Annotated in this window: 23 protein-coding genes; 17 read left to right on the forward strand and 6 right to left on the reverse strand. The window is 38.6% G+C overall.

The window, feature by feature from the left end:
• Window positions 1–108 precede the first annotated feature (108 nt).
• From AC5WOC_RS14770 to AC5WOC_RS14830, 13 genes are all read left to right on the forward strand, one after another.
• Window positions 109–783: a response regulator transcription factor gene (locus AC5WOC_RS14770; protein WP_496056175.1), complete on the forward strand. Its 675-nt coding sequence runs from the start codon at window positions 109–111 to the stop codon at window positions 781–783.
• A gap of 1 nt (window position 784) precedes the next feature.
• Window positions 785–2,053: a sensor histidine kinase gene (locus tag AC5WOC_RS14775; protein WP_496056176.1), complete on the forward strand. Its 1,269-nt coding sequence runs from the start codon at window positions 785–787 to the stop codon at window positions 2,051–2,053.
• A 98-nt stretch (window positions 2,054–2,151) separates the two neighbouring features.
• Entirely contained in the window at window positions 2,152–2,715 is a 564-nt protein-coding gene (locus tag AC5WOC_RS14780) for a PepSY-associated TM helix domain-containing protein (protein WP_496056177.1), read from the forward strand.
• Between the two features lie 54 nt (window positions 2,716–2,769).
• Window positions 2,770–3,453 (forward strand): response regulator transcription factor, encoded by a 684-nt coding sequence (locus tag AC5WOC_RS14785; RefSeq protein ID WP_496056178.1) that lies wholly within the window; start codon window positions 2,770–2,772, stop codon window positions 3,451–3,453.
• Entirely contained in the window at window positions 3,450–4,916 is a 1,467-nt protein-coding gene (locus AC5WOC_RS14790) for a sensor histidine kinase (protein WP_496056179.1), read from the forward strand. The genes AC5WOC_RS14785 and AC5WOC_RS14790 overlap by 4 nt, the downstream gene beginning before the upstream one ends.
• 167 nt (window positions 4,917–5,083) lie before the next feature.
• Complete coding sequence (locus AC5WOC_RS14795; RefSeq protein ID WP_496056180.1) at window positions 5,084–7,285, forward strand: ArnT family glycosyltransferase; 2,202 nt, start codon at window positions 5,084–5,086, stop codon at window positions 7,283–7,285.
• A gap of 18 nt (window positions 7,286–7,303) precedes the next feature.
• Window positions 7,304–8,281 carry a glycosyltransferase family 2 protein gene (locus AC5WOC_RS14800; RefSeq protein ID WP_496056181.1) on the forward strand — a complete coding sequence of 326 codons (978 nt, stop codon included), beginning with the start codon at window positions 7,304–7,306 and terminating at the stop codon, window positions 8,279–8,281.
• On the forward strand, window positions 8,268–8,678 hold the full coding sequence (locus AC5WOC_RS14805; protein ID WP_496056182.1) for a GtrA family protein: 411 nt from the start codon (window positions 8,268–8,270) through the stop codon (window positions 8,676–8,678). Before AC5WOC_RS14800 ends, AC5WOC_RS14805 begins: the two co-directional genes overlap by 14 nt.
• Window positions 8,668–9,561, forward strand: coding sequence for a UTP--glucose-1-phosphate uridylyltransferase GalU (galU, locus tag AC5WOC_RS14810; RefSeq protein WP_496056183.1), 894 nt, complete (start codon window positions 8,668–8,670; stop codon window positions 9,559–9,561). The genes AC5WOC_RS14805 and galU overlap by 11 nt, the downstream gene beginning before the upstream one ends.
• A complete protein-coding gene (gene galE, locus AC5WOC_RS14815; RefSeq protein ID WP_496056184.1) occupies window positions 9,558–10,565 on the forward strand; it encodes a UDP-glucose 4-epimerase GalE in 1,008 nt (335 codons plus the stop codon). Before galU ends, galE begins: the two co-directional genes overlap by 4 nt.
• 19 nt (window positions 10,566–10,584) lie before the next feature.
• The gene (locus AC5WOC_RS14820) at window positions 10,585–12,294 is read left to right on the forward strand and encodes a phospho-sugar mutase (protein WP_496056185.1); all 1,710 of its coding nucleotides are present in this window, start codon (window positions 10,585–10,587) and stop codon (window positions 12,292–12,294) included.
• 258 nt (window positions 12,295–12,552) lie between these two features.
• Window positions 12,553–13,911 carry a glycosyltransferase family 39 protein gene (locus tag AC5WOC_RS14825; protein WP_496056186.1) on the forward strand — a complete coding sequence of 453 codons (1,359 nt, stop codon included), beginning with the start codon at window positions 12,553–12,555 and terminating at the stop codon, window positions 13,909–13,911.
• An 81-nt stretch (window positions 13,912–13,992) separates the two neighbouring features.
• Window positions 13,993–14,916: an ADP-ribosylglycohydrolase family protein gene (locus tag AC5WOC_RS14830; RefSeq protein ID WP_496056187.1), complete on the forward strand. Its 924-nt coding sequence runs from the start codon at window positions 13,993–13,995 to the stop codon at window positions 14,914–14,916.
• Between the two features lie 182 nt (window positions 14,917–15,098).
• Here the strand turns inward: AC5WOC_RS14830 and AC5WOC_RS14835 are convergent, their stop codons facing one another.
• Window positions 15,099–15,476: an EthD family reductase gene (locus tag AC5WOC_RS14835; RefSeq protein ID WP_496056188.1), complete on the reverse strand. Its 378-nt coding sequence runs from the start codon at window positions 15,474–15,476 to the stop codon at window positions 15,099–15,101.
• A gap of 148 nt (window positions 15,477–15,624) precedes the next feature.
• Between AC5WOC_RS14835 and AC5WOC_RS14840 the strand changes: the two genes are divergently transcribed.
• Entirely contained in the window at window positions 15,625–16,791 is a 1,167-nt protein-coding gene (locus AC5WOC_RS14840) for a cytochrome P450 (RefSeq protein WP_496056189.1), read from the forward strand.
• 51 nt (window positions 16,792–16,842) lie between these two features.
• Here the strand turns inward: AC5WOC_RS14840 and AC5WOC_RS14845 are convergent, their stop codons facing one another.
• The 3 genes from AC5WOC_RS14845 to AC5WOC_RS14855 all read right to left on the reverse strand — a co-directional run bounded on the left by AC5WOC_RS14845 (window position 16,843) and on the right by AC5WOC_RS14855 (window position 20,957).
• Window positions 16,843–17,208: a hypothetical protein gene (locus AC5WOC_RS14845; protein ID WP_496056190.1), complete on the reverse strand. Its 366-nt coding sequence runs from the start codon at window positions 17,206–17,208 to the stop codon at window positions 16,843–16,845.
• Between the two features lie 678 nt (window positions 17,209–17,886).
• The gene (locus AC5WOC_RS14850) at window positions 17,887–20,085 is read right to left on the reverse strand and encodes a cell wall-binding repeat-containing protein (RefSeq protein ID WP_496056191.1); all 2,199 of its coding nucleotides are present in this window, start codon (window positions 20,083–20,085) and stop codon (window positions 17,887–17,889) included.
• Window positions 20,086–20,480: 395 nt separating this feature from the next.
• Window positions 20,481–20,957: a hypothetical protein gene (locus AC5WOC_RS14855; protein WP_496056192.1), complete on the reverse strand. Its 477-nt coding sequence runs from the start codon at window positions 20,955–20,957 to the stop codon at window positions 20,481–20,483.
• Window positions 20,958–21,164: 207 nt separating this feature from the next.
• Between AC5WOC_RS14855 and AC5WOC_RS14860 the strand changes: the two genes are divergently transcribed.
• Entirely contained in the window at window positions 21,165–21,431 is a 267-nt protein-coding gene (locus AC5WOC_RS14860) for an inositol monophosphatase family protein (RefSeq protein ID WP_496056193.1), read from the forward strand.
• Window positions 21,432–21,799: 368 nt separating this feature from the next.
• The gene (locus tag AC5WOC_RS14865) at window positions 21,800–23,098 is read left to right on the forward strand and encodes an MFS transporter (protein ID WP_496056194.1); all 1,299 of its coding nucleotides are present in this window, start codon (window positions 21,800–21,802) and stop codon (window positions 23,096–23,098) included.
• Window positions 23,099–23,380: 282 nt separating this feature from the next.
• Here the strand turns inward: AC5WOC_RS14865 and AC5WOC_RS14870 are convergent, their stop codons facing one another.
• Complete coding sequence (locus AC5WOC_RS14870; protein WP_496056195.1) at window positions 23,381–24,592, reverse strand: FAD-dependent monooxygenase; 1,212 nt, start codon at window positions 24,590–24,592, stop codon at window positions 23,381–23,383.
• Between the two features lie 15 nt (window positions 24,593–24,607).
• Window positions 24,608–25,264: a TetR/AcrR family transcriptional regulator C-terminal domain-containing protein gene (locus AC5WOC_RS14875; RefSeq protein ID WP_496056196.1), complete on the reverse strand. Its 657-nt coding sequence runs from the start codon at window positions 25,262–25,264 to the stop codon at window positions 24,608–24,610.
• Window positions 25,265–25,406: 142 nt separating this feature from the next.
• Here AC5WOC_RS14875 and AC5WOC_RS14880 point away from each other — a divergent pair, with 142 nt between their 5' ends.
• Window positions 25,407–25,532: a hypothetical protein gene (locus AC5WOC_RS14880; protein ID WP_496056197.1), complete on the forward strand. Its 126-nt coding sequence runs from the start codon at window positions 25,407–25,409 to the stop codon at window positions 25,530–25,532.
• Window positions 25,533–25,662: the final 130 nt, after the last annotated feature.

Raw genomic sequence — 25,662 nt, forward strand, 5'->3', positions numbered from 1 at the left:
TAGACGACTCCCTTTTACTTTTTGTAACAGGGAGTTTCCTGTATTCAAATAATGTATAGAACAAAGGGCAAAATAAGGCAGACAGGTTGGTCAGATGGAGGCAGTAATATGAAAATTTTAGTGGTCGAAGATGACAGCTTGCTGCGGGACGCAATTGTCAGGATATTAAAAGCGGATAATTACAAAGTTGATCAAACCGGAGATGGACTAGAAGGGCTCATTCTTGCGGAACAGGGTGAATACGACCTATTGTTACTGGATATTATGTTGCCGGAAACGGATGGATTATCCATCATCAAAGCGTTGCGGGAGAAAGCGATTTTAACACCAGTATTATTTTTAACAGCACGAGATTCAATTGAAGATCGAGTGAAAGGTCTTGATTTGGGTGCTGATGACTACTTAGTGAAACCATTTGCTATGGATGAGCTGCTGGCGAGAATCAGAGTTGTTTTACGTCGACATGGGAAATCTCCTGTGAAAAATGAGTTGGAATATGGTCCGATCACATTAATCAAAAGCAAATACGATGGATTTATCAAGGAACAGAAACTCAATCTTACGGTTAAAGAATATGAATTACTAGAACTGTTTTTATCAAGTCCGGAACAAATATTTACGCGTGAACAGATTTTTAATCGTATTTGGGGATTTCATTCCGAATCAAATGTTTCCATCGTCGATTTATATGTGCATTATCTCCGCAAAAAGTTAGGTGAATATGGATGTGAATCATACATTCGTACCGTTCGAGGAATTGGTTATATGCTAGGGAGTGATTAACATGTTTCAACACACTCGAATGAGACTGGTATTGATCAACGCGATTGTATTTATCATCATGTTTAATCTATGTGGAGCAGTATTATATTTTTATGCAAAATACAATTTATTTCATGGTATTGACCTAACATTGGAGCAGATCGGTGAGAGAATAAAACATAAGAGTTATCAAGCGTTTGAACAGACATGGGATCAAGAAAGACAGGGAGATCAATTGATTTTTTTCTTGTTGACGGATGAACAAGGAAATATATATCAATACCCTCCCGATGTCAGCCCTGAAGATATCTTACCCACAAATATAAAGCCAGGTTCTCCCAAAAATAAAACAATAACAAGTTTCCAAAAAGGCCCTAGGCAGTATCGTGTTTTAAATATACCAGTTAATATGCCAACAGATGGACAAGTGATCAAGGGGAAAATAGTGTCGATTCAGATTGTTCGCAGCCTTTATCCAGAACAGACGCTTTTGGGACACCTGAGCGAAGTCATGCCAATCGTAAGCATTATTGGCGCGATTATTGCGATTATTGCTGGTTTTTTCTTGGCAGGAAAAGCTTTGGTGCCAATTCGAAGGGCGTGGGAGAAACAACAACGATTTGTGACAGATGCCTCTCATGAATTGCGTACACCACTAGCAGTTATGCAGATGAATACGGAATTGATGTTACGTTATCCAAAACACACGATTGAGGAAGAGAGCGAAACTATTTCTGTTATTTTGAAGGAACTAAGAAGAACAAGCAATTTGGTTTCTCATTTGCTCACTTTAGCACGATCAGATAGTAATCAATTGCAAATTAAACAGGAGAAGTTTGCTCTAAATAAAACGGTTCAAGAAATGGTGGAGCATTTTCGATTGTTTGCAGAGATCAAACATATCACCATTCATGCTTCGATAGAAGAAGATATCCCTTTTGTTGGGGATGAAGAAAGAATTCGTCAATTGTTAGTGATTTTATTGGATAACGCGATTAAATACACCAAAGAGAACGGCAAGATAACCGTCAGCTGTAACAAACGGCAGCATCATATTGATTTGGTAATAACGGATACTGGAATTGGTATTTCCAAAAAAGATTTGCCTCATGTTTTTGACCGGTTTTATCGAGGAGACAAAGTACGATCGCGGGCAGAAGGAGGGACAGGACTCGGATTGTCTATCGCAAAATGGATTGTTAACGCACATCATGGAAAAATAAATATGTTGAGTACATTAGGAATAGGTACAAGTACCTATATCACATTTTCGCAAAAAGGTAAGAGCTGAAGTTTTCATTTTCAGCTTTTTTTCAGTTTGGATTCATGGTGAATTCAGCTAATTTGATTAAAATGTGTGCTAAATCCAAATGAAAAAGGTGAATAATCGTGAAACGTACAAGACAATGGCATTTATGGATTGGATTAATTAGTTCTGTTTTTATTTTTGTTCAGGCTGCAACTGGGTTAATTATGTCAGAACCATGGATCATTGGTCAGTCGCAAAATGAGCGCGGGATGATGCCAAACGTGCAAAATTCCCAAAGTGATACACAGCAAAATAATGGAACAAATAGCAATTCAAGTACAAGCACAAACACAACCAAAATCGCAAACAGTACCAATACAAATGGCAGCACAAATGGTAACACTTCGAATAACGGACAAGATTCACAGAATCAAAGTGGGAATTTTCAATCTCCAAATGGATTTGGAAATCAAAATGGACAAGCTGGATTTAGCGGCAGAGGCGGAGAACAAAGTGGTATCATGGGATTTATTAAAGGACTTCATGAAGGTAAAATTGGCAGCGTGAATTTAAAAATATATATCGATATATTAGCGATTTGTTTGATGGCTCTTACTGCAACTGGGGTTGTTCTGTCTATCCGAGTATTAAAAGCGCAAGCCAAGCGCAATAAAAATCGTAAAATAGCATCTAGTCTCGAATGATGATACAGTATACTTGTTTATACTGCATCATGCTTTAGAAAGCGGGTAAAGGCCATGCAATCCCTGAAGGGAATTAAAATTTTGGTTGTAGATGATGAACCAAATATTGTTCAATTTTTGGAACTTGGATTAATAAACGAAGGCTATGATGTGAAGACAGCACAAGATGGAATGGAAGCTTTGACACTCATGAAAGAATTTCAACCTTCTGTTGTTGTCCTAGATGTGATGATGCCTGGAATTGATGGGTTTGAAGTATGTAAAATGCTGAAAAAGATGGATAATGTAGCAGTTATTATGTTAACAGCAAAAGATGAAGTCGATGACCGGGTCAAAGGTTTGACACTTGGTGCGGACGACTACATGGTCAAACCATTTAGTTTTGAGGAACTGCTAGCGAGAATTCATGCTAGATTGCGTAATCAGTTTCCAGATTTGTTCGGGAAAGTGGTCATTGGACCATTTGACATTGATGACAGGCGCAAAGAAATCAAATACAAAGCTACTATTTTGGAGTTATCGCCAACCGAATATGAATTGTTGAAATTTATGGTTATCAATCATGGACTAGTTCTTAGTAAGACAATGATTTTGGACAAAGTTTGGAACTATGATTTTGGAGGAGATGAAAACATTGTGGAGGTGTATATTCGTTTGTTGCGTGGAAAATTAAACGATAAAAATCATCGTTTGATTCGGACATTACGGGGATCAGGTTATCGAGTGGATTTACCATGAAATTAAAATCACGTATACGTTTGCTGTTTAAACCTCATTCTCTTCAAATTCAGTTATTATCCAGAACCTTTTTGATCCTTGCCCTGCTATTGTCCTTGATCGGTTTGTTGCAATATTTACTTATGCGTGGTGTTGTCTATGACAGCAAGACTACAAGTCTTCAATCGCAAGTTTTAGCAATTCCTCCATTTGCTTGGAAAAGGCTTGGTATGCATTCGAATAACGATCAAGAGGAACAACAAAATAACTTTTTCTTTATTCCTGATGCGAGTTTAGCTTTTATCGACCAAGATGGAAAATATACGATACTGTCTACAGGCAGAAATGGTGCAGATCCACCGAAACTAGAAGACTATGTGTACTTTGACAGACAACAAAACAAACATCAAAAAATGGATCAAATAGTAGCGAAAGATAGCAAAGGCGAAGAGCAGCTGGTTGTATTGCAGCCACTTTCATTTGGAGAAAACGGGAAATCGAATGCTGGACTTGTGCAAATCAGTACACCGACAGGTCCATTAAAAGAACTTTTAATGAGACAATTGCTTACGTTTTTTATTTTGTCTCTTTTGGCGATGATTATTGGATTGTTTGGTTATCTGCCTATTTTGAGAAAAACGCTCATTCCGTTGTCCAATATGGTAGAAACAACGGAGCAGATTGATGCCGGAAATCTAGATCGGCGTTTTCCTACCAAACAAGGACAAATGGAGATTGACCGATTGGCAGATTCGTTTAATGGAATGCTAGAAAGGCTTGAAGCATCATTTGAAGCAGAAAAAGAAACACAAGAAATGATGCGGCGTTTTGTAGCAGATGCATCCCACGAACTGCGTACTCCATTAACTTCCATCCATGGATTTTTAGAAGTATTGCTGCGAGGTGCAGCAAATAAGCCAGAGCAGCTAAACAAGGCTCTGCAAAGCATGTATAGTGAATCCAATCGCCTTCATAAATTGATCAAAGATCTGCTGCTTTTAACGAAAATGGATCAATCTCCCCCACTTACTTTAGTAGAGGGATATTTAGATGAACTCTTTTCTGAAATGGAACCCCAACTCCAAATTCTTGTTGGCGACAGAAAACTTATTTTTGAGTTGGAACCAAATCTGCGGTGCATATTTGATGCGGATAAATTGAAACAAGTGATACTCAATCTCATCTATAATGCAGTGCAATACACAGACTCGAAAAAAGGTGTCATCCAAATTAAACTTCATTCTTACTATAAAGGTGTTCAATTATCGATTGAAGATAATGGAATTGGGATAAGTAAAATTCATCTTCCCCATATTTTTGAGCGTTTTTATCGCAGTGATTCTTCCCGTACACGGAAGGTAGGAGGAGCTGGATTAGGTTTATCTATCTCCAAAGCAATTGTCGATGCCCATGGAGGAACTATTCGAGTAGTGAGCACAGAAGGAAAAGGTACTACGTTTCACGTCTGGCTTCCTTGCAGTTAGAAAGGCACATTTACCTAAGCGTAAATGTGCCTTTTTTATGTCTGCTGACAAAGATTCAGCTACTTCTCAAGTTACATTCAGGAACAATTCAGGTAAGAAAGTTATCCTAGTTTCAGTTAGCGAAAGCAACAAAACGCTTTTGAAGTGGAATGGAAAGGAAGAAAAAAATGACAGAGGTAATAAAGCAAAGGAAGCGCGTGGATTGGATTTTAGTCATCATCGCGATCTTATCAGGTTTTTTGAACTACTTTAATGTCTGGAATCAAAATAGTGACAATTCGTATTACACATCCGCAGTTACAAGTATGCTGCAAAGTTTTCACAACTTCTTTTATGCATCGTTTGATCCAGGCGGGTATGTAACTGTCGATAAACCTCCAGTTGTGTTTTGGATACAGACTGCTTTTGCTTCTGTGTTTGGAGTACATAGCTGGAGCGTTATTTTACCCCAAGCACTAGCTCAGGTAGGTTCTGTACTCTTACTTTATTTTCTTGTAAAACCCACTTTTGGGAAAACAGCAGCACGTCTTGCCAGTTTGATCATGGCGGTTACACCTGTTGCTGTTGCCGTAAGCCGTACAAATAACATCGACAGCATGCTCGTTTTCACTTTATTGCTGGCGACTTGGATGCTCGTAAAAGGGATCAGCAGCAAAAAAGTGGGTTGGGTAGTCGGCGCATTTGCAATGGTAGGTGTTGGCTTTAATGAAAAAATGCTCCAGGCATACTTTGTCGTACCAGCTTTTTATCTCTTTTACATCATTGCTTTTAAAGCAAAAGCGAAGAAAAAATGGATTGCTTTAGCAGTTTCTACTGTAGTAATGGCAGTTGTTTCACTCTCTTGGGCACTCGTAGTAGATTCGGTTCCAGCGAAAGATCGCCCGTATATGGGAAGCAGTCAAACAAACTCTGTTTTAGAGCTTGCCTTTGGATACAACGGTGTATCACGTCTGACAGGAAACCAAGGCGGCGGAATGGGTGGAGCACCAAATCAACAATCGAAGCAAACAAATAGTACCACGCAAAATCAAAAACAACAAAGTAACAATACTGACAATAATAATCAACCAAATGGCAGCTTCCAAGGGATGCCTCCTAATGGTGGAGAGCAAGGGAAGATGAATGGAGGACCTGGTGGTCAGAGTGGAGGGATGTTTAACACTGGTCAAGCTGGATTGCTACGCTTATTCCAAAAGGAACTCTCCGGTCAAATAAGCTGGCTCTTACCTTTTGTCATCATTGCTTGTATCGGATTGTTAGCCGGAATTCGTCGTAGACCGTGGAATGACAAGCAAAAACAAACATTATTTTGGTTAGCATGGCTGATTCCCGGATGTGTATTTTTCAGCATAGCAGGTTTCTTCCATCAATATTACTTGATAATGCTTGCCCCGCCGATTGCCGCTATCGCTGGAGCAGGCTGGGTAGAACTGTGGAATCACTACCGAAATTCAGAAGGATGGAAAAAATGGCTATTGCCAATCGGAATATTGATTACAACACTCTTCGAACTGTATATTCTTTATCCCTACCAAGATCAGATCGGGATTGGCTGGTCGATTGTGATTGGCTTAGTAGGAATCGTTTTATCACTTGTTTTATTTTTTGCAAGCAAACAGGAACAGCTGTCTGCATTTTCCGCAATTGCAGGTTTGCTCATTTTGTTAGTAGCTCCGCTCTACTGGGCATCTACTGGTGTTATCAGTGGAGTAAATAGTGTTATGCCAGCGGCTGGACCAAGTGGGAGTCAAGGATTTGGCGGCGGAGGTATGCCAAATATAACAACAAATACAGAACGATCAGGACCTGGAACGGGAATGAATATGCCAAATGGCAATGGTTTCCCTGGTAATGGTAATGCTCCTCAGATGGGAGAGTTCAATCCAAATAGTACACAGGGGAATAACACCGCGAAGAACCGACAACAGGGTGGAAGAGGTGATTTTGGCGCTTCTCAAATTAATACCAAATTGTTTAATTATGTAACCAAACACAACACAGGTGAAAAGTTTCTCTTTGCTACAACCAGTTCACAAGGTGCTGCACCATACATTATTAAAACGGGAAAAGCAGTCATGGCAATGGGTGGATTTTCTGGTTCTGATCCCATCTTGACGGTTGCAAAACTAGAAGAAATGGTGAAAAACAAACAAGTGAAGTTTTTCTTAATCCCTTCAGGCTCTGAGTCGGGTTTCCGTGGAGGAGATAGAGGCAATAGTGAGGTTTTAAACTGGATTCGTTCTCACAGTACGAAAGTGGCAGAATCTGAATGGAAATCTAGTCAAGATACCGGTACAGGAATGAAAATTGTCATCAATGGTGCACAGGTCGGAGGATCAGATGAAGCACTTTATGAGATCAAACAATAACAAAGGGAGGGAAGAAAAATGAAATCGTTTATTCGTTACTCAGTAATCATTCCGATGTTTAATGAAGAAGCAGTCATACAAGAAACTTATTATCGGCTTACTCAAGTGATGAAATCAGTAGAAGAACCTTATGAACTTCTTTTTGTAAATGATGGCAGTAAAGATCGTACAGCGGAAATCGTAAACACTTTATCTCTAACAGATTCAAGTGTTAGATTGCTAGATTTTTCACGTAACTTTGGTCACCAGATAGCAATTACTGCGGGCATGGACCATGCCCGTGGTGATGCCATTGTAATTATCGATGCAGATTTGCAAGACCCCCCTGAGTTGATTCCGCGGATGATAGATAAATGGAAAGAAGGTTTTGAAGTAGTTTATGCCAAGCGGGAAAAACGAAAAGGGGAGACTTGGTTTAAAAAATGGACAGCTTCGCTTTTCTACCGCACCTTGTCGGCATTAACGGAAATTAATATTCCTCTGGATACAGGTGATTTCCGTTTGATGGACCGGGAAGTAGTTCAAGCGATGCAGCGGATTCGCGAGAAAAATCGATTTGTCCGAGGTTTAGTCAGTTGGGTTGGTTTTCGACAGACAGCAATCGAGTATGTGAGAGAAGAACGGTTTGCAGGAGAAACGAAGTATCCATTAAAGAAAATGCTTCGTTTTTCGATGGACGGGATTACTTCGTTTTCTTATAAACCATTGAAATTGGCAACTTATCTCGGCTTTTCCATTTCTTTTATCAGTTTTGTTTACCTGCTCATCTCTTTGGCGCAAAAATTGTTTTCGACGAGTACCGTTGCTGGATGGGCTTCTTTAATCGCATGTGTTCTTCTGCTAAATGGAATGACATTGATGCTTGTTGGCATGCTTGGGGAATATGTAGGAAGAATTTACGATGAAACTAAAAATCGACCCTTATATATCATTCGTGATCATGAAAAGGCTAGACGGATCGAATCCAAAGAGGTGCAATGGGATGCACCCCAGTAAAAATTTACTCATCCGCTTTTGTGTCGTCGGATTTTTAAATACTATCGTCGATTTTGGAATGTTTTCCGTACTCGTGTTTGCAGGTTTTCCTTATTGGATCTCACAGATTTTCTCTTATATAGCGGGTGTAACTAACAGCTTTATTTTCAATCGTACATGGACTTTTCAGATGAAGCAAAAGACAAATTTTTATGAAGTTGCGAAGTTTATTATCGTCAATACCGTTTCTTTACTCGGATCATTAGGATTGTTATATATCTTTCACGATAAGATACAAATTTCTTTGTGGATAAGCAAAATTTTCGCATCGAGTTTTGGGATCATTATCAATTACTTCGGAAGTAGGTTATGGGTCTTTGCTAATACCAAACAAGGAGTGATCATCGATGAAGATTAGAAAAGCAGTTATTCCAGCAGCAGGGTTAGGTACACGTTTTTTGCCAGCTACGAAAGCATTACCAAAAGAAATGCTTCCTATTGTCGATAAGCCTGCCATTCAATACATTGTCGAAGAAGCAGTTCAATCCGGCATTGAGAGCATCATCATTGTTACGGGCCGCAACAAAAGATCGATTGAAGATCATTTTGATCGTTCCATTGAATTAGAACAAATCTTGCAAGATAAAGGCAAGATAGATGTCCTTCAAGAGATTCATGGCATTACGAATATGGCATCTATCCATTATATTCGTCAAAAAAATCCACTTGGATTGGGACATGCCATTTTATGTGCAGAACAATTTATCGATGACGAACCATTTGCGGTCCTGCTAGGTGACGATATCATGATGTCGCAAAAACCAGCTCTTCAGCAATTGCTCGATGTGTACGAAGCAACGAATCATGCTCAGGTTATCGGTGTAAAACCAGTTCCTAAGTCTGAAGTAAATAAATATGGCATTATCGATCCTGCAAAACCTAGGGGAAGAGCTTATCCTATTCTTGACTTAATTGAAAAGCCGACATTAATGGAGGCGCCTTCCAATCTGGCAATTATGGGACGGTATATTTTAGATTCCTCTATCTTCCCCATTTTGCGAACGATAAAAAGAGGTGCTGGTAATGAAATACAATTAACTGATGCCTTACGTGAAGCACTAAAAAGCCAGCCTATTTATGCTCTTCAATTAGAAGGAAATCGTTATGATATCGGAGATAAATTAGGTTATTTAAAAGCAAGTATGGAAATGGGATTGCAACGCAAGGAAATGAGAGAACCGCTTTTAACGTATCTCGAAAGTATTGTCAAACAAGAGTGGAAAAGGAGTGTTAACTTATGAAATCCGTATTGGTGACAGGTGGAGCAGGCTATATTGGGAGTCATACGGTTCGTTTATTACAAGCAAATAATATGCATGTAGTAGTGTTGGATAATTTATCAACTGGTCATGCAGAGTCTGTACAAGTAGCGAATTTTTACCAAGGAGATATCGCGAATGATCGGTTGGTTCGGGAAATTATCCATAAACACCAAATCGATGCGGTCATTCATTTTGCCGCAAAAAGTCTCGTGTCAGAATCAATTCGTTTTCCAGAACTTTATTATCAGGAAAATACATCTAAATCGTGCAAATTATTTGAAAATATTGTTCGTGAAGGAGTAAGAGAAATCGTCTTTTCTTCTACTGCCGCTGTGTATGGAAATGCGTCAAGCGATCCTATATTGGAAAAGGATAAAGAATATCCTATCAATCCATATGGCGAATCCAAATTAATGATTGAAAAATACCTGTATATGCTTGGCAAAGTGCATAAAGTAAAGTGGATTGCACTGCGTTATTTTAATGCGGCAGGTGCTTCTTTAGATGGGACAATAGGAGAAGATCATCATCCAGAAAGCCATCTCATCCCGCTTGTTTTGGAAACAGTGCTCGGAAAAAGAGAGTACATTTCGATTTTTGGAGATGATTATCCAACAAGAGATGGTACTTGTATTCGAGATTATATACATGTTTTGGATTTAGCACATGCTCATTTGCTTGCTTTACAAGCACTGCAAGCAGATTATGCCCTTCGGCAAAACATTTACAATGTGGGAACGGGTCATGGCCATTCCGTAAAAGAAATTATTCGTACAACAGAAAGAATTACCCAAAAAAAAATAAATCAAAAAATACGGGGGCGAAGAGCAGGAGATCCACCTGTACTAATCGCAAACAGTAATCGATTACAAACAGATATCGGATGGACTCCTAGATACAGCGATTTACAAACGATCATTGAATCTGCATGGAGATGGCATCACTCCCATCCAAATGGCTATAGACACACTACTCATGCATAAAAGAAAGGAGAAACTTATTATGAATTATATAGAGGAATATGAACAGTGGTTGGAAGAAGCATCTTTGGATATAGAGCTCAAGCAACAATTGCAGCAAATGTGGGGAAATGATACCGAAATCGAAGATTGTTTTCGGCAATCACTTGCTTTTGGAACTGCGGGGATACGAGGTGTGATGGGACCCGGGCCAAATCGAATGAATATTTATACTGTGCGAAAAGTTGCACAAGCAATAGCACAATATATAACAAAGTTAGGCTTGGAAAATAGAGGTGTAGTGATTGGATATGATTCGCGGCATCAATCTTTTCCATTCGCAAAGCAAGCAGGCTTAGTTTTCGCACAAAAAGGTATAAAAACATACGTATTTGATAGCATTCGACCTACACCAGAGTTGTCCTTTGCTGTGCGTAATTTACAAACAGCTTTTGGAATGATGGTCACCGCAAGTCACAATCCACCAATGTACAATGGAGTAAAAGTATACGGTTCAGATGGGGCTCAGATAACTTCTGATTTAGCAGATGGAATTTTGCAAGAAATTGCAAAAGTAGATGTTGGGTGGAAGATAGAATTAGCAGAATTGGAAGAAGCAAAGCGTCAAGGGTTGTTTCAATGGATTGGCACGCATGTCGATCATGCGTATCAAACAAAATTACGCACATTAGCAATGCAACCTCCTTGTAACAATCAAGAGTATCATATTGTTTACACGCCATTACATGGGACTGGAAATCAACCAGTTAGAAAAGCGCTGCAAAATGTCGGTTTTCAACATGTTTCCGTTGTTCCGGAACAAGAGCAGCCCGATCCAAATTTTACGACTGTTTATTCTCCAAATCCAGAAGAACAACAAGCATTAGAGTTAGCAATAAACTTAGCAGAGGAAAAAGGGGCTGATATGGTTTTAGGTACAGATCCAGATGCAGATCGAGTAGGAGTTGCCGTAAGAGATTCCAACGGAAATTTTCAAGTGTTAAACGGAAATCAAATCGGTGCACTTTTATTAGATTATCTTCTATCTCAATATAAGAAAAAAAATATACTTCTTTCTGATGGGGTCATACTCAAAACAATTGTCACATCTGAGATGGGCAGAGCTGTTGCTGATTTATATGGTGTGCAGACATATGAAACTTTGACAGGGTTTAAATATATAGCGCAGAAGATACGTCAGTGGGAAGCGGATAAAAGTAAGAAATTCCTTTTTGGCTACGAAGAAAGTTGTGGTTATTTAATCGGTGATTTTTGCCGGGATAAAGATGCTGTACAGGCCTGTATGTTAATTGCTGAAATGGGGGCATATTACCAGCGTCAAGGATTCACTCTTTATGAGAAACTGTTTCATTTGTTTAAACAAATTGGTTATTTTCAGGAAAATCTTATCTCTTTGACTTTTTCAGGAGATCAGGCTCAGCAGGAAATGGAAAGAGTAATAGCACAGTTAAGAGAAAATCCGCTTAAGCAAATAGCAGACATTCCAGTACAGCAAGTGAAAGATTACTTGCATCAAATAGAGAATTTGCCAAAAGCAAATGTTGTAAAATACTTATTACAAGATGGTTCTTGGTTTGCGATTCGTCCATCTGGAACCGAACCCAAATTAAAACTGTACTTTGGGGTGCACAGTCAAAGCTTGACTCATTCTCAGCAAAAACTTTCCTTGATAAAAAATGAAGTTACACATCTTATTTCCAAAATAATGTCTCAACAGATTATTTGTTATTAAGTTGGTGAGCGTATGGAAATCTATTCAACTAATAAAAGGCTGAATATTTTGTTAATAATCATGCCGATAATCGCTTTTTGTTTTTGCATTTATTCCCTTTGGAATATTCCTAACACAACTAACAACACACAAAAAGAGGGACAACCGAATTTCTCCCACAAATTTCAGGAGGGAAATCAGGGAAATAGGACTACTTCCCAGCAGGATCAAAAGAAATTTCAAACAGGCAAAAAAATATTTCCAAGTAATAGTGGGAACATGCCTTCGTCTGCGGGGCCGCCTGGCAATGGAGGTAATCAGCTAACTTGGGAAAATCAACCAAAATCAGAGTTAAATGAACAATTACTTCTTCTATTCTATGCAATTTTATTTTTTATGATTCCATTTGCACTGCATCGGATATGTATACGGAAAAAGTTAAATATACCTCCTGCACAAAATAAAATCTTTCTCTGGTCAATACTTATCACAGCATTCTTTCTGCGAATTGCGATCGCACCAATGGTAGATGGTTTTTCATCCGATATACGACTTTTTCAAAATTGGGCATCTTCTGCTGCCAGTAGTATTACATCATTCTATGAAAGTGGGTCAAGTGATTATCCGCCATTTTATATTTATATTTTGGCTTTAATCGGCAAATGGAATGCAGTTATTGGCAACAATTTCTACTTTGCACTGCTCATAAAACTTCCATCTATTTTAGCAGATATGGTTACGTCATACTTACTCTATCGTCTGATAGTAAAGTATACCAATCAGAAAATGGCTTTTATCTTAACCTTATTTTATTTGTTTAATCCAGCTATTTTTATTAATTCTACCTTCTGGGGACAAGTAGATTCCTTCTTTACTTTGATCGTAGTTGGTAGTTTGGTGCTTTTCACCGAGGGAAGATTATATGTATCGGTAATATTATTTACTATAGCTGTTTTAATGAAACCGCAGGGTATCATCTATTTACCTGTTCTTTTCTTTGAACTCATTTCCCGCAAACAAATCAGAAGTTATTTTTATACCATCGCTGCTAGTATTTTGACATTCGTTCTTGTTATTTTGCCGTTCACTTTAAAGCAAAATTGGTTGTGGATCTACGAGTTATATACGAAAACAATTGGAGAATACCCATATGCTTCTGTAAATGCTTTCAATTTGTTTTATTTGCTTGGAGCCAATTACACACAAGATGCTACAACACTATTATTTTTGTCTTATCACACATGGGGAATGATATTTATAGTGCTGACCACTGGTTTTGCAGGAATCATCTATTGGAAGGCAAAACGCATGGATATTGCTCCTTTCATTGCTTTGCTGCTGATTTCCGGGGTATTTACGTTTGCAAGTGGCATGCATGAAAGATACTTGTTTCCAGCTATAGCTTTATCACTTCTTAGCTATATATTTTTAAAACAAAGAGCTTTTTTATGGATAGCTGCTGGTTTCAGTATTACGGTATTCTTCAATACGTTTATGATTTTGTATGGAACAAACGTAACAAATGGAGCAATACGCTTTATCACTGATCTTTTGTCCCTTCTCAATATTATTATATTCATATATGTTGCCAAGATCGGATGGGCTTTGAGCAGAACGAAAGAAATAAATGCAGATTAACATTTGGCTGACTTGTTCAAAGCTCATTACAGCACTACAATAATATTTAGAAGTGTAGACTTTAGATCGGTGAGGTGTAAGATGAATCAAAATCAGCGTCTAGGCGGCTTGTATGGATTATTAATTGGGGATGCAGTAGGCGTTCCTTATGAATTTCATACGGCTGATCAACTTCCTCCCATGCAACAAATTGATATGGTTCCTCCACATGGTTTTATGCGTGCACATTCGGGAGTGCCTGTTGGCACTTGGTCGGATGATGGTGCTCAAGCATTGTGTTTGTTAGCATCGCTGCTGGAATGTGATCAAATGGATTTATCTCATTTTGCGGATAAGCTCTGGTCTTGGTATGCGAAAGGACTTTGGGCAGTTGATGGACATGTGTTTGATGTAGGAATACAAACACAAGCTGCTTTGCAAGCTTATCATAATGGATTGTCTCCTGAGAGATCAGGATTTGTTTTTCCAGAAGGAAAAGGAAATGGTGCTTTGATGCGAGTACTTCCACTAGCTTTATGGCATCGAGGTAGCGATGAAGAATTAGTAGCTGACAGCCATATTCAATCACTTGTTACCCATGGTCATTTGACGAATCAAGTTGCATGTGCTCTTTACTGTTTATGGGTCAGAGCAGTATCTAACGGATTAGAAATAGAGGCAGCATATCATTTAGCGGTAAAAAAATTAAGAGAAATATATGGACCAGCAAGTGCGGAGTTTATCGAGTTGGAACAGACTATCCGTCCTGAGCAGGAGCCAGTTAGTACGGGAAGCGGTTATGTGGTGGAAACCATTCAAAGTGTACGAATTGCCACAAATGAATCTACCTTTGAGAATGTAATCAAGAAGGCGATTTCTTTAGGAGAAGATACGGACACCAATGCTGCTATTGCTGGGGGATTATTTGGTGTGAAAGTGGGGCTGGATGGAATTCCAAAGAAATGGATGGAACAGCTCCGTGGAACAGCGAAGGTAGAACGATTGGTAGAGAGCTGGTTAGGTTAAGAATAAAAAGGAGATAGTATTATGTTTGCCAAAGTCGACGCGCTGCGGGAAAAATTGCAAGAGTTACGTGACGAAATCAAATTCATCCAGATACCGAAAATAGTATTTAAAACAAAAGGCTAACTTAGTTGTTAGCCTTTGTAATTTCAGAACACGACTAGAGAACCATCCCCAATGTCGCATTATGATATAGAATCCCAAGTTGGTCTAATTAAGGTTTTCAGATTTACGCTTTTTGGGTTATAGGTTTTTTGATATCCAAATAAATAAAATATCTCTCCAGGAGATTCTTCTTCGATGGTCTTCATCAATTTTTTCCCCGCTGGCGTCCGCAGTACTTCCGACATGGAATCTTCGGATTCAAAGAATAATTCTAATATAAATTGAATGCCTGCGATCGATGCAGTGATTTTTTCGCTTACCTCTTGAGCAATGTTGGTTATCTTGATACCCATAATTCCTGTTGTTTCTTTCGCAATAGGAAAAATTTTATTGGTGTAAAATTCCCGAAAATCTGCGGGTTTGTCCAGATTCTTATAGACAATCATCGATTTAATCATCCAACTGTTCCTTTCCATATTCATGTTGTTCTAAGGAGTACTATAGGAAATATTTAATATAATTCAGCTATTTCAACTTTCTATCATTTCACCAGTAAAATATAATATAGTTGCTAGTTAAAATTATTAAATAAATGGAGGGATTACTTTGGAATATTCTTCTTTTAACCCATTTCCTTGGTATAAAAAGATGGCAGAAGAAAACCCAGTGATGTATGATGCAAATTATTTACACTATCATGGTCCAAAGGGAACATGGCATGTTTTTCGTTATGATGATGTGCAAAGAGTACTAAGTGATTATGAACATTTCTCCAATCAGTACATGCCGAAAATTGAAGAAAATCCCTCATCTAATAGTCTTGCATTGAGTGATCCGCCACGACATAAACAACTACGCATGCTCGTTTCCAATGTATTTACTCCAAAAACGGTTGAAAATATGAGACCTTGGATAGAGGAGACTACAAAGAAATTAATGAAGACATTGGAAGACAAGGGTGAAATGGATGTACCATATGATCTGGCAACTCCTATACCAATTCAGGTTATTGCAAAATTATTAGGTATTTCTCCCGATGATCAAGAAAAATTTCGAGAATGGTCTATCATGATCTTAAAGCAGCCTTCTGAAATAGAAGGTGGAGAAGAGACTTTTCTACGCTCGCAAAAAGAAATGGCACAATATTTTTTACGTTTATTTGAACAACGTAAAGCGGAACCAAAGGATGATATCATTTCTCGACTGGTCGAAGCAGAAGTAAATGGGGAAAAACTATCCAACAATGATTTGTTAGGTTTTTGTATTCTTTTATTAGTGGCTGGAAATGAAACAACGACAAATCTTATTAGTAGTGCTATTCTCACCCTTATCGAAAATCCAGCGGTACAAGAACATTTGATAAATCATCCCGAAGATATCCCGAAAACAATCGAAGAAGTTCTCCGTTATCGTTCTCCTCTCCAATATGTCAATCGAATTGCGGCAAAAGATATTGAATTAAGAGGGAAACAGATTAAAAAAGGTGATCTCATCAATGCTTGGATGGGATCAGCGAATCGAGATGAGTCCGTTTTTTCAAATCCGGATCAATTTGATATTCATCGTACTAATTTAAAACATACTGCTTTTGGACATGGCATTCATTTTTGTCTAGGAGCACCGCTAGCTCGATTGGAGGCGAGTGTTGTACTGAAAGTGCTATTTGAACAATTCCATCAATTGGAGTTGAAGGATAATAAGGAACCCGTGATGAATCCGATCTCTTTAACATACTCGATAAAAGAAATGCCAATACTTTTTAAAAGACGTTAGTAAGATAATCGAATTTTGAGGCAGTTTCAATCTTCAATTTTTCCGATAGAGTTAGTCGTTACTCAAGTTTGGTGTATCGATCGAATCAAAATATGTATTCTTATGTTGCAAGTCGATATATTCTTCCTGCCCTACAAAAAAATAGAAATCGGCAACGAAACTATAGTTTACTTTATTCATGAGTTCAACAGCTTCTGGCAAACGCATTACTTTTTGCATTGCTTCTTCGGACTCATACAATGTTTCAAAAATGAGCTGAACTCCACTCTGATCTTGATCTTTTTCAAATATCTTTGTGACGTTTGTTTGAATTACTCCAGGAAACTCATGGATTTTTGGAAAAATGCTTTCATAAAAAGCTAGGAAGCGATTCGGATCTGCTATATTCCGAAATAAGGTCATTGTTTTAATCATCATGTTTCCCTCACAAAATTTGGTAAAGTCTTATGCAGTAGAAACTAATTTCCCTCAATACGTAAAAAATAGAATTATATAGTATTTTATATTAATTTATGGGCACTCGTCTACTATTCTAATCGAAATATTTGGCTTTTTATAGTGAAATTTGAAAAAAGAAGCGTTGTCTAAAACAAAGCTTCTTTTTTCTTTATGGGTTGAGCATGTTTTGGACATAACCGAGAATCACCAGCTTGGCGGTAGATAACTTGGTTATATCAACTTAGTTAAAATGCAATTGTTCAGGCTGCAGTGTAACAACAGGAAGAGAAAAAACGGCAAATAATCTGAATTGATTATCTCGTATGAAGTGTTGTTGTTATACATGTCAGTTTACATACTGACGGTCTGTATATAACAAGTTGTCTTTATGTGTTAGGAGATGGGGAGGGTAAAATGAAAGTTTGGTTATTTATTCATTTACAACCAGTATTTTGTGGTTATTTTTACTAATTCCTTTACATAAGAAAATGATAAGATTAAGCGTTCAGCCTCTGGAAGGAAACAAATATCAGAAAACATCTCAACTCTGGGCTGTTTTTGGAACAATTGCTACCATACTGCCTCTTGTTATTTTGTATTTGATGATAGCAAAGCCGTTTAAATAAGTAAAAGCATTGTCTGAGACAATGCTTTTACTTATTTAATATAATTTCCTAACTTACTTTCTATCGCAACAGAAACCGCACCAGAACCTCCTAAAATATAACCCTTTTGGAACTCGCCTTGTTTACTGGAAACAAAAGTTTCTGTCTCTGTCGGCAAGACCGATGGTTTGGTTAACAAAATAGGAGAAGCAGTATAAGCAGCAAGAGGTCCGCCAGACAGGGCATCAGGAAATGATGTTCCATCTGCGAATACAAGTGATGTTGCACTCATATTAAACTGCTTTGCAATGTTGACTGCAGTTTCAAAGCGATTGATGCCGCCGATTCGAGTAACTGTCCCATACGTTTGTAAGTAATTTTGGACATTATCCGAAACGACACCTGACCCGCCGACGATATAATAATTTTTTATTTCTGGGTGTGATTGGATGAATGCTTGAATCTGGGATGGAACAAAATCAGTTTTCACAAGTAGAATAGGCCATCCTTTTTGTGCTGCAACACTCGATGCTGCTAATGCATCCGGGAAGTTCAATCCGCTGGCAATAAATGCGGTATCGGTATTTGTCCCCGAAACTGTTTGTTCTGCTGTTATCGCTGCACCTTCATAACGATCTGCTCCAGCAATACGTTGGACAGTACTAATACCAAGTGCTTTCAACTGATTTTCCACATTTACGGAAACGGCTCCTGTCCCACCAAGGATGATGGCTTTTGTAGGTTTACGACGTTGGATTTCCGCTTGCGTTTCGGTTCGCAGACCATTTGGATCTGTGAGCAAAATGGGAGATTTCGTTTTTGCTGCGATTGTTCCACCAGCGAGTGCATCTGCAAATAAATCGCCACGGGCAATAATCACCGTATCAGATGTGTTTCCAAGTGCATCAATTTCTTTGCTTATTTCTGCAGAAGTAGCATAACGGTTTGCACCTGATAAACGCTTTAAGTTGGGGTTTAGAACCGGCGTATTTAAAGCTGTTTTCACAGCAGTACGAATACTTGCCAAGTTATTGTATACATAATCCCCAGGACACAAAGTACCTGGTGTATATTTTGAATCGCGATGTCCTGCAATATTTGGGACATTATAATCAACCTTTGGCACAGAAGGATCCGATATGGTGTAATCCCGTACAAAATCAGATTTACCACTAGGATCAATGCCGTGTATGCTCGATTGATAGGTTAATAGCGTTATTAATGTCGACTTCATATTTGCAGGTAACGGATTCGTCTCATAGTTACCCATTAATGCGATGGCGTAACCGCCCTTATTAAAACCATAAGTACCGGCTCCCACCACATTCGAGGTAAGTACATCATTGTCATTACCTTTTCGACCCTCGTAGATTTTACCATCTGGCCCAATGAGGGCATTATAAGCAATGTCTCCCCAGCCTTTGGTCACAGCATGGTAGTAGTAAATACCACGAATCATCGCTGCTGGATCAGTGGAACTACCGCCTTCCGTATCCGTATGGTGTATAAACAAGTGAGATACGGAATGATATTCTCTCGGCCAAGTTTCTACACCATTTTTAAAGCGAAGTGTCTCATCTGCGCCCCATTGTTGACGAGATACCACATTTGGTTTAGGAGAATCTGCATTTGCTTTGTCACTAATCAATCCCCATAGGGATTGTTTGACAGTTACTTTTTCTCCATCTTCGGAATTTATCACGGTTACTTTAATATCTTTCAAACGCGGTTTGATTTTTTTCTTCCCTTGCAGCTCCACACTGTATTGGACATAAGAGGATTTATCAGTAAAAATCAGATTGCTAAAAGTCTCTTCTTGCTTGGGGTTTGGTCCTGTATCGTTACTTGCAGATGCGTCTATCCAATTAGACCATTTTTCTCCATCCGTAGAAACTCTTACTTTTACATGGATATAACCTTCAGTCTGAGCTCTGTTAGCAGATCGATTTTTCCAATGTAATCCAACAGCATGAAAAGGAAACTTTGTCTTCATTATTGGGGAAAGATAAGTTGCGTTTTGATTATCGTTATCTGGTGTTAGAATGGATTGTTTCCCTTCTGTCTCCATCTTCACATTTTTGCTTTTTCCTTTGGAAAAATCTTTGCTTGTTTGACTTCGAAAATCTTCTGCTTTTATTTTTACAGCAGAAGGTTTCGCCCAACTCGATGGATAAATGGGTAAAGAGACTGCAATTCCTGCCACGATTCCTGTTATAACTAGGTTGCGAATACTAAATATTTTTGGCGGCATGCATGTCCTCCTTAAAGATAAAATGATTGAATGCGGAAAATTACGAAAAGGATAAAAAGTATTTTTTCGGAAATTCGCCGACTGTTTGATCCTATCATATAAAACTATTCATATATCACAATGTTTATGGATTTTTTATGATTAAATTTTGTTTTTTTCTTAAAGGATTGAGGATATTTTGGCAGATAAAATTTCTTAAACAGTAATGGGATTGATAGTAGATGAAAGAAAGCTGAGTGAGGTAGGAGGAAATAATAAAGTGTATTTATAACAGAAGCGGGGTTACATATAATAGAAGGGATTCGGCGGTGTCTGATCAGGCACCGCCGAATTTTTACGAGTTTAGTATATTCTCGTAATTCCAGCGTTATAACCTAGAAGGTATAGCGCTATGGTTAGGAGAACAGACTGCGATCGATAAATGCACACGTATCTGCACCATTGTTTCTACTGTGAATCAATGCCTGTTTCTCGGTGTAGTAGTTTTTAAAAGGCATGTCACGGGAAAACTTAATACCTTGTTCGGGAACATAATCCCCAAAGTATGCAAAAATGATATGGCGATTTTCCATGTTGTGATACCACATGGATTTAATCAGCACAGCACTTGCATCAAACCCCAAAAGTGCGATTGGAGCAGGCTCTTTAAGTGCTTTCTTGTACGCATGCAGGACAATAGAGATTTGCTTTTCACTAGTATCTTCATCAAGGATGGTTGCTTCGCTGAGACCCATATCCATGTCGATCATTTTCAGACTGCACATCTGCTCCCGATATGTTGTGGCAAACTCGCCTTGTACGAGCAGAATAGAAGGCTGCCCGATGAGCTTAGCTGAAAGTTCTGACGGTGAAGGGTTGCGGAGAATATTCACCTTATGTCTCCTCTGATTGTTCCCGATAAGTATCGTTGCGATGACTGCTCTGTATTTATTGATAATATCCTTTTTCTATTTAGCTATCGTTAAATAATTGTAAAGAATCAGCAATTATTTCTTTCTGTTGAATTATTTTATACAATAAAAATGGATCATTTCATTGATCCATTCATGTCGTAGCGAAAGATCGCTGAAAGAGGAGAAATGACAAAAAATCGATACACAGATGAGCTTCGCTTTGCGCAAGATGTAGCTCGAGAAGCTGGAGCTACCATGCTTCGTTACTTTCGCAAAAAAATCGGCTATGCAAACAAAGCTGATGGAACTCCCGTAACGGAAATAGATAAGAAAGTGAACCGGTTTGTAACCAAGATGGTACAAGAAAAGCGTCCTGGCGAAGCTATGATTGGGGTACTGATGGTGAGAAAAGGATCATCGTTTTATGCAATTGTAAAGTGGTCTACGAAGTAATTCATTCTAATTCAATAAAGTTAATAGTGAAAATGATATTGGCAGAGGAAAGTTAAAATAATATAATTATATCTGATAATATATTTTTATACAGAGAAATAGGAACAAAATGAGGATGATTAAAAGCGGCATTGCTTGTTAATTTTAAAAATTTTAAGCTGATTGAATAGATGATAGACAATTGGTAGATCGATCTGAATAGCTGGTCATTATATCGGATTATTTGCAAAATATTACCTGAATCGTTAAAACAAAAATGACTCTCATGATTGTCCTTTAAAATGGAAACGCTCTCTGTATAAAAATGAAATTGTATCATAGCAGCAAAAGTGTTTTTTTTACTTCAAAACTCATAAGGGGATGTGACAATGGCTCAAACGAATGATCAGGTAAAAACACGTAGCATTGCAAGTAACATCTTCAAAGGTTCGGTTGGAAACCTAATCGAATGGTATGATTGGTACGTCTATGCAGCTTTTTCGGTATATTTTTCAGAAGTGTTTTTTCCAAAGGGAGATCCAACAAGCCAACTGCTTAACACATCGGCAATCTTCGCTGTCGGCTTTCTGATGCGTCCATTAGGAAGTTTGTTACTAGGTCGCTACGCTGATCGCCATGGACGTCGTGCTGCATTGACGCTTTCCATTACAGTCATGGCAGGTGGTTCCTTGATTATTGCTTGTACACCTGGTTATGGCACCATTGGCGTGCTGGCTCCCATCATTCTCGTTCTCGCTCGTTTGCTTCAAGGGCTGTCGCTGGGTGGAGAGTATGGAACATCAGCAACCTATCTATCTGAGATGGCTAATAAAGGTCGGCGCGGCTTTTATTCCAGTTTTCAGTATGTAACATTGATTGCTGGACAGTTGGTCGCACTAGGTGTTCAGATTATTTTGCAACAAATGCTCACCGAACCGGAAATGAAGATGTGGGGTTGGCGCATTCCTTTTGTTATCGGAGCAATGGGAGCATTGGCGGTATTGTGGCTTCGTCGTACGATGGACGAATCAGAGCAGTTCTCAAAAATGAGTTCTAAAAACAAAGAGAGTGCTGGAACGATTCGAGCTCTGATGAAGCACCCGAAAGCAGTACTGGTAGTCGTTGGTCTGACACTTGGAGGAACCGTTGCGTTCTATACGTACACGACATATTTACAAAAGTTTATGGTGAATACTGTTGGGCTTCCAAAAGATATTGTCAGCTGGATCAACTTTGCAGCTCTGTTGGTATTTGCTTTGCTCCAACCGCTGGCGGGTTTGCTGTCTGACCGAATTGGACGTCGTCCATTACTGATTGGTTTTGGTATTTTTGGAACGTTACTGACAGTGCCGCTCTTCCTCATTATGGAACATACCAAAAACCCATATGGTGCTTTTCTTCTCATGATGGTTGGTCTAATTATTGTTACTGGTTACACTTCAATCAATGCAATCGTGAAAGCTGAGCTTTTCCCAACAGAAATTCGGGCGCTTGGTGTAGGTTTTCCATACGGAGTAACGGTTGCAATCTTCGGAGGGACAGCAGAGTTCATCGCTCTATGGTTTAAGAGCATAGGGACGGAAAGTGTCTTTTACTACTATGTAGCCGCTTGTATTTTCGTTAGTTTCATCGTTTACTGGCGTATGGGTGAGTCTTCAAAGAGTTCTCATATCGACGCTGAAAAATGATAGCCTGATACGGATTGTATAATACAAGGGACAAAAGGATGTTTCTCTTTTGGTTATAAAAAATTCATAAGAAGCAATGATATTACTTTTCTGATACAGTAATGCGACAGAAGAACCGTTCCGAAATTATTAACTTAAGAAACCTCCTTTCACTCCCCTAACGATTCATTTAAGGAGTGAAAGGGACTTCTTAGTATTTATTTTAGTAAACATTCCATGTTTGGCATAAGTCGAAATTCATTCGTTTTTCATTTCCATTTCGCTTCAGATAAAAGAATACTCCTATTCTTCGTTTAAGTTATAATCTTGAAGGTTAATCGTATTTGCCGCTTGTTCAACCTGATCTATCATTTTTCCAAGAATAAGTTTCTTTCCTGGTAGGTAGGGCAGAAGCCGGATCATTTGGCTGCGGAAAAATATTTGTGTTTTTGATTTGGGAATAAAATCACCGATGAGGTCTAATGCTAACTTTTGATTTTTTTGCACAAAATCTCGCATTTTATTCTCATAACGTGTGAAAGCCAAACGATAATCTACTGATGATGAAGCCAGTTCACCAGCTAGAATATATGCTCCTACAAGTGCCATGCTTGTCCCTTGACCAGAGGCAGGCGATCCACAATAAGCAGCGTCTCCAAGCAGTGCAGTTCTGCCGATGGACCAATGATCCATCTTAATTTGACTCATCGAATCAAAGTAGAAATCTTCTGCACCTTTCATGTGCATGAGAAGTTGGGGAATCTGCCAACCTACACCAGAAAAGGCATCTGCAAGAAGGCTTTTTTGCTGCTCTTTGTCATGGTGATCATAAGATAGCACTGGTGATTTAAAAGCAAAAAAACTTTTGGCTTCAGCCTGTTTTTTTGTACTATAAATACTTACTACTTTGTCGGGAGCATGAAAATAGAGTTCCCATTGATCAAGGTTTAAGTAGTTTGGAATGGTAAAGATAGCAACATAAAATCCGAGATGGTTGATAAACTGTGACTCATCACCAAAGACGAGATTGCGGACGTTGGAATGTAGCCCGTCAGCACCTATCACAAGATCGAATGTTCTTGGTTCACTATGTTCAAAAGTTACTATTATTTCGTCATCTTCTTCTATAATGGAAGAAATAGAATCTCCAAAAACATATTCGACCTCATTTTTCGTATGGTCATAGAAAATATTTGCCAAGTCTCCTCGCATCACTTCTGCATCACCCTCACTGCGAAGATTAAAGATATCAGCAGACATTGTAGCAAGGGGTTTATTTTTCTCGTTTACATAGGTTCCACCGCGCATATTTGTATCGTTTTGCCGTATTTCTTGCATCAATCCCATTTTTTCGATAACTTTTATCGCAACTCCACGAATATCTACTTTATATCCACCGCTGCGAAGAATGGGTGATTTCTCCACAATAGTAGGTTGAAACCCATATTTTTGCAGCCAGTAAGCCAACACAGGACCTGCGATACTAGCACCAGATATAAGAATTTTTTTATTCATTTTATTTCTCTCTCCTTAATTCGAGCATTTGGGGTCGTGTTTTAACATGTTTTGTAATAGTGCTTGTAATCCAAAGTCAAATTCACGATCAGGATCCCAGTTTTTCAGATCAGCAATCGAATGATGGAGGAAAGGGTAGTCTTCTTCCAAAAGTTGATTCCATATCGACATATCAGTAGGTTTGGCTGGAATACTGGTTATGGGTACTGATTCATTGGTGAGTAACTCATGACCGATGATAAAACCTGCCATACTGTTAATCGCATATAGTGCCTGAAGTCCAGATACATTTGCTCGATGGAGAGCAGCCATAAGGCGCTCGAGTATGGATAGGGAAGCTAGTGTACGCAGTGGACGGGTTGCCACTAAAGGCAGTACTCGCGGATGAGCGCGCAGGACATCTCGATAAACATGTGCAAAGTTCCAAAACTCATCATAAGGCGTCATGTCAGCTTTAACCGGATAAGGGACTTCAAGCATTAAGTATTCGATTATGCCATCAAATAATGCATCTTTGTTGTCGATGTGGTTATAAATCGACATAGCTTCTACACCAAGTTCTGTGCCGAGTTTTCTCATGCTAAAACCTTCTAATCCTTCTCTATCAATCAATTCTAGAGCGGATTGCAAAACTTTTTTACGTGAAAGTGATTTCGTTCCTTTACGTTTCATAAAAAACACCTCAACTTACAATGTAAACTTACAACGTATGTTTACATTGTAAGTATGAGAGTGAAAACTGTCAAGAATAATGTTGCATAACTTCTAACCATATTTAAGTGGTCGGAATTTCAATTATTGTGTGGAGAAGGGTGTGGAATCTACCAATGCCTATGGAGACATAGATGAACGATTTTACAATAGTATCGAATCCATGTATCGAAAAGTGATTCAAATGTTAATTGATGCAGATAATAGGAAATGGCATGATTTATTTTGACAACCTGTCAGTGCTGTTGTGGAAAATACAGAGGCTATTGGGTGGGGGTTGAAAATGAATCCTTAAAGGCTCCAAATCATCGAAATTCATTCTGGACCTTCTGTCTGGCGAAAAGCAATATTAATTTCTG

This window comes from Shimazuella sp. NTD247, assembly GCF_059510415.1.

Excerpts from the sequence above, each read along its gene's own strand:
- AC5WOC_RS14775 (WP_496056176.1), top strand. The coding sequence starts at position 785 with ATGTTTCAACACACTCGAATGAGACTGGTATTGATCAACGCGATTGTA.
- galE (WP_496056184.1), top strand. The coding sequence starts at position 9,558 with ATGAAATCCGTATTGGTGACAGGTGGAGCAGGCTATATTGGGAGTCAT.
- AC5WOC_RS14835 (WP_496056188.1), bottom strand. The coding sequence starts at position 15,476 with ATGATTAAATCGATGATTGTCTATAAGAATCTGGACAAACCCGCAGAT.
- AC5WOC_RS14825 (WP_496056186.1), top strand. The coding sequence starts at position 12,553 with ATGCCTTCGTCTGCGGGGCCGCCTGGCAATGGAGGTAATCAGCTAACT.
- AC5WOC_RS14845 (WP_496056190.1), bottom strand. The coding sequence starts at position 17,208 with ATGATGATTAAAACAATGACCTTATTTCGGAATATAGCAGATCCGAAT.
- galU (WP_496056183.1), top strand. The coding sequence starts at position 8,668 with ATGAAGATTAGAAAAGCAGTTATTCCAGCAGCAGGGTTAGGTACACGT.
- AC5WOC_RS14865 (WP_496056194.1), top strand. The coding sequence starts at position 21,800 with ATGGCTCAAACGAATGATCAGGTAAAAACACGTAGCATTGCAAGTAAC.
- AC5WOC_RS14820 (WP_496056185.1), top strand. The coding sequence starts at position 10,585 with ATGAATTATATAGAGGAATATGAACAGTGGTTGGAAGAAGCATCTTTG.
- AC5WOC_RS14830 (WP_496056187.1), top strand. The coding sequence starts at position 13,993 with ATGAATCAAAATCAGCGTCTAGGCGGCTTGTATGGATTATTAATTGGG.
- AC5WOC_RS14860 (WP_496056193.1), top strand. The coding sequence starts at position 21,165 with ATGACAAAAAATCGATACACAGATGAGCTTCGCTTTGCGCAAGATGTA.
- AC5WOC_RS14795 (WP_496056180.1), top strand. The coding sequence starts at position 5,084 with ATGACAGAGGTAATAAAGCAAAGGAAGCGCGTGGATTGGATTTTAGTC.
- AC5WOC_RS14850 (WP_496056191.1), bottom strand. The coding sequence starts at position 20,085 with ATGCCGCCAAAAATATTTAGTATTCGCAACCTAGTTATAACAGGAATC.
- AC5WOC_RS14770 (WP_496056175.1), top strand. The coding sequence starts at position 109 with ATGAAAATTTTAGTGGTCGAAGATGACAGCTTGCTGCGGGACGCAATT.
- AC5WOC_RS14800 (WP_496056181.1), top strand. The coding sequence starts at position 7,304 with ATGAAATCGTTTATTCGTTACTCAGTAATCATTCCGATGTTTAATGAA.
- AC5WOC_RS14805 (WP_496056182.1), top strand. The coding sequence starts at position 8,268 with ATGCACCCCAGTAAAAATTTACTCATCCGCTTTTGTGTCGTCGGATTT.
- AC5WOC_RS14875 (WP_496056196.1), bottom strand. The coding sequence starts at position 25,264 with ATGAAACGTAAAGGAACGAAATCACTTTCACGTAAAAAAGTTTTGCAA.
- AC5WOC_RS14790 (WP_496056179.1), top strand. The coding sequence starts at position 3,450 with ATGAAATTAAAATCACGTATACGTTTGCTGTTTAAACCTCATTCTCTT.
- AC5WOC_RS14785 (WP_496056178.1), top strand. The coding sequence starts at position 2,770 with ATGCAATCCCTGAAGGGAATTAAAATTTTGGTTGTAGATGATGAACCA.
- AC5WOC_RS14870 (WP_496056195.1), bottom strand. The coding sequence starts at position 24,592 with ATGAATAAAAAAATTCTTATATCTGGTGCTAGTATCGCAGGTCCTGTG.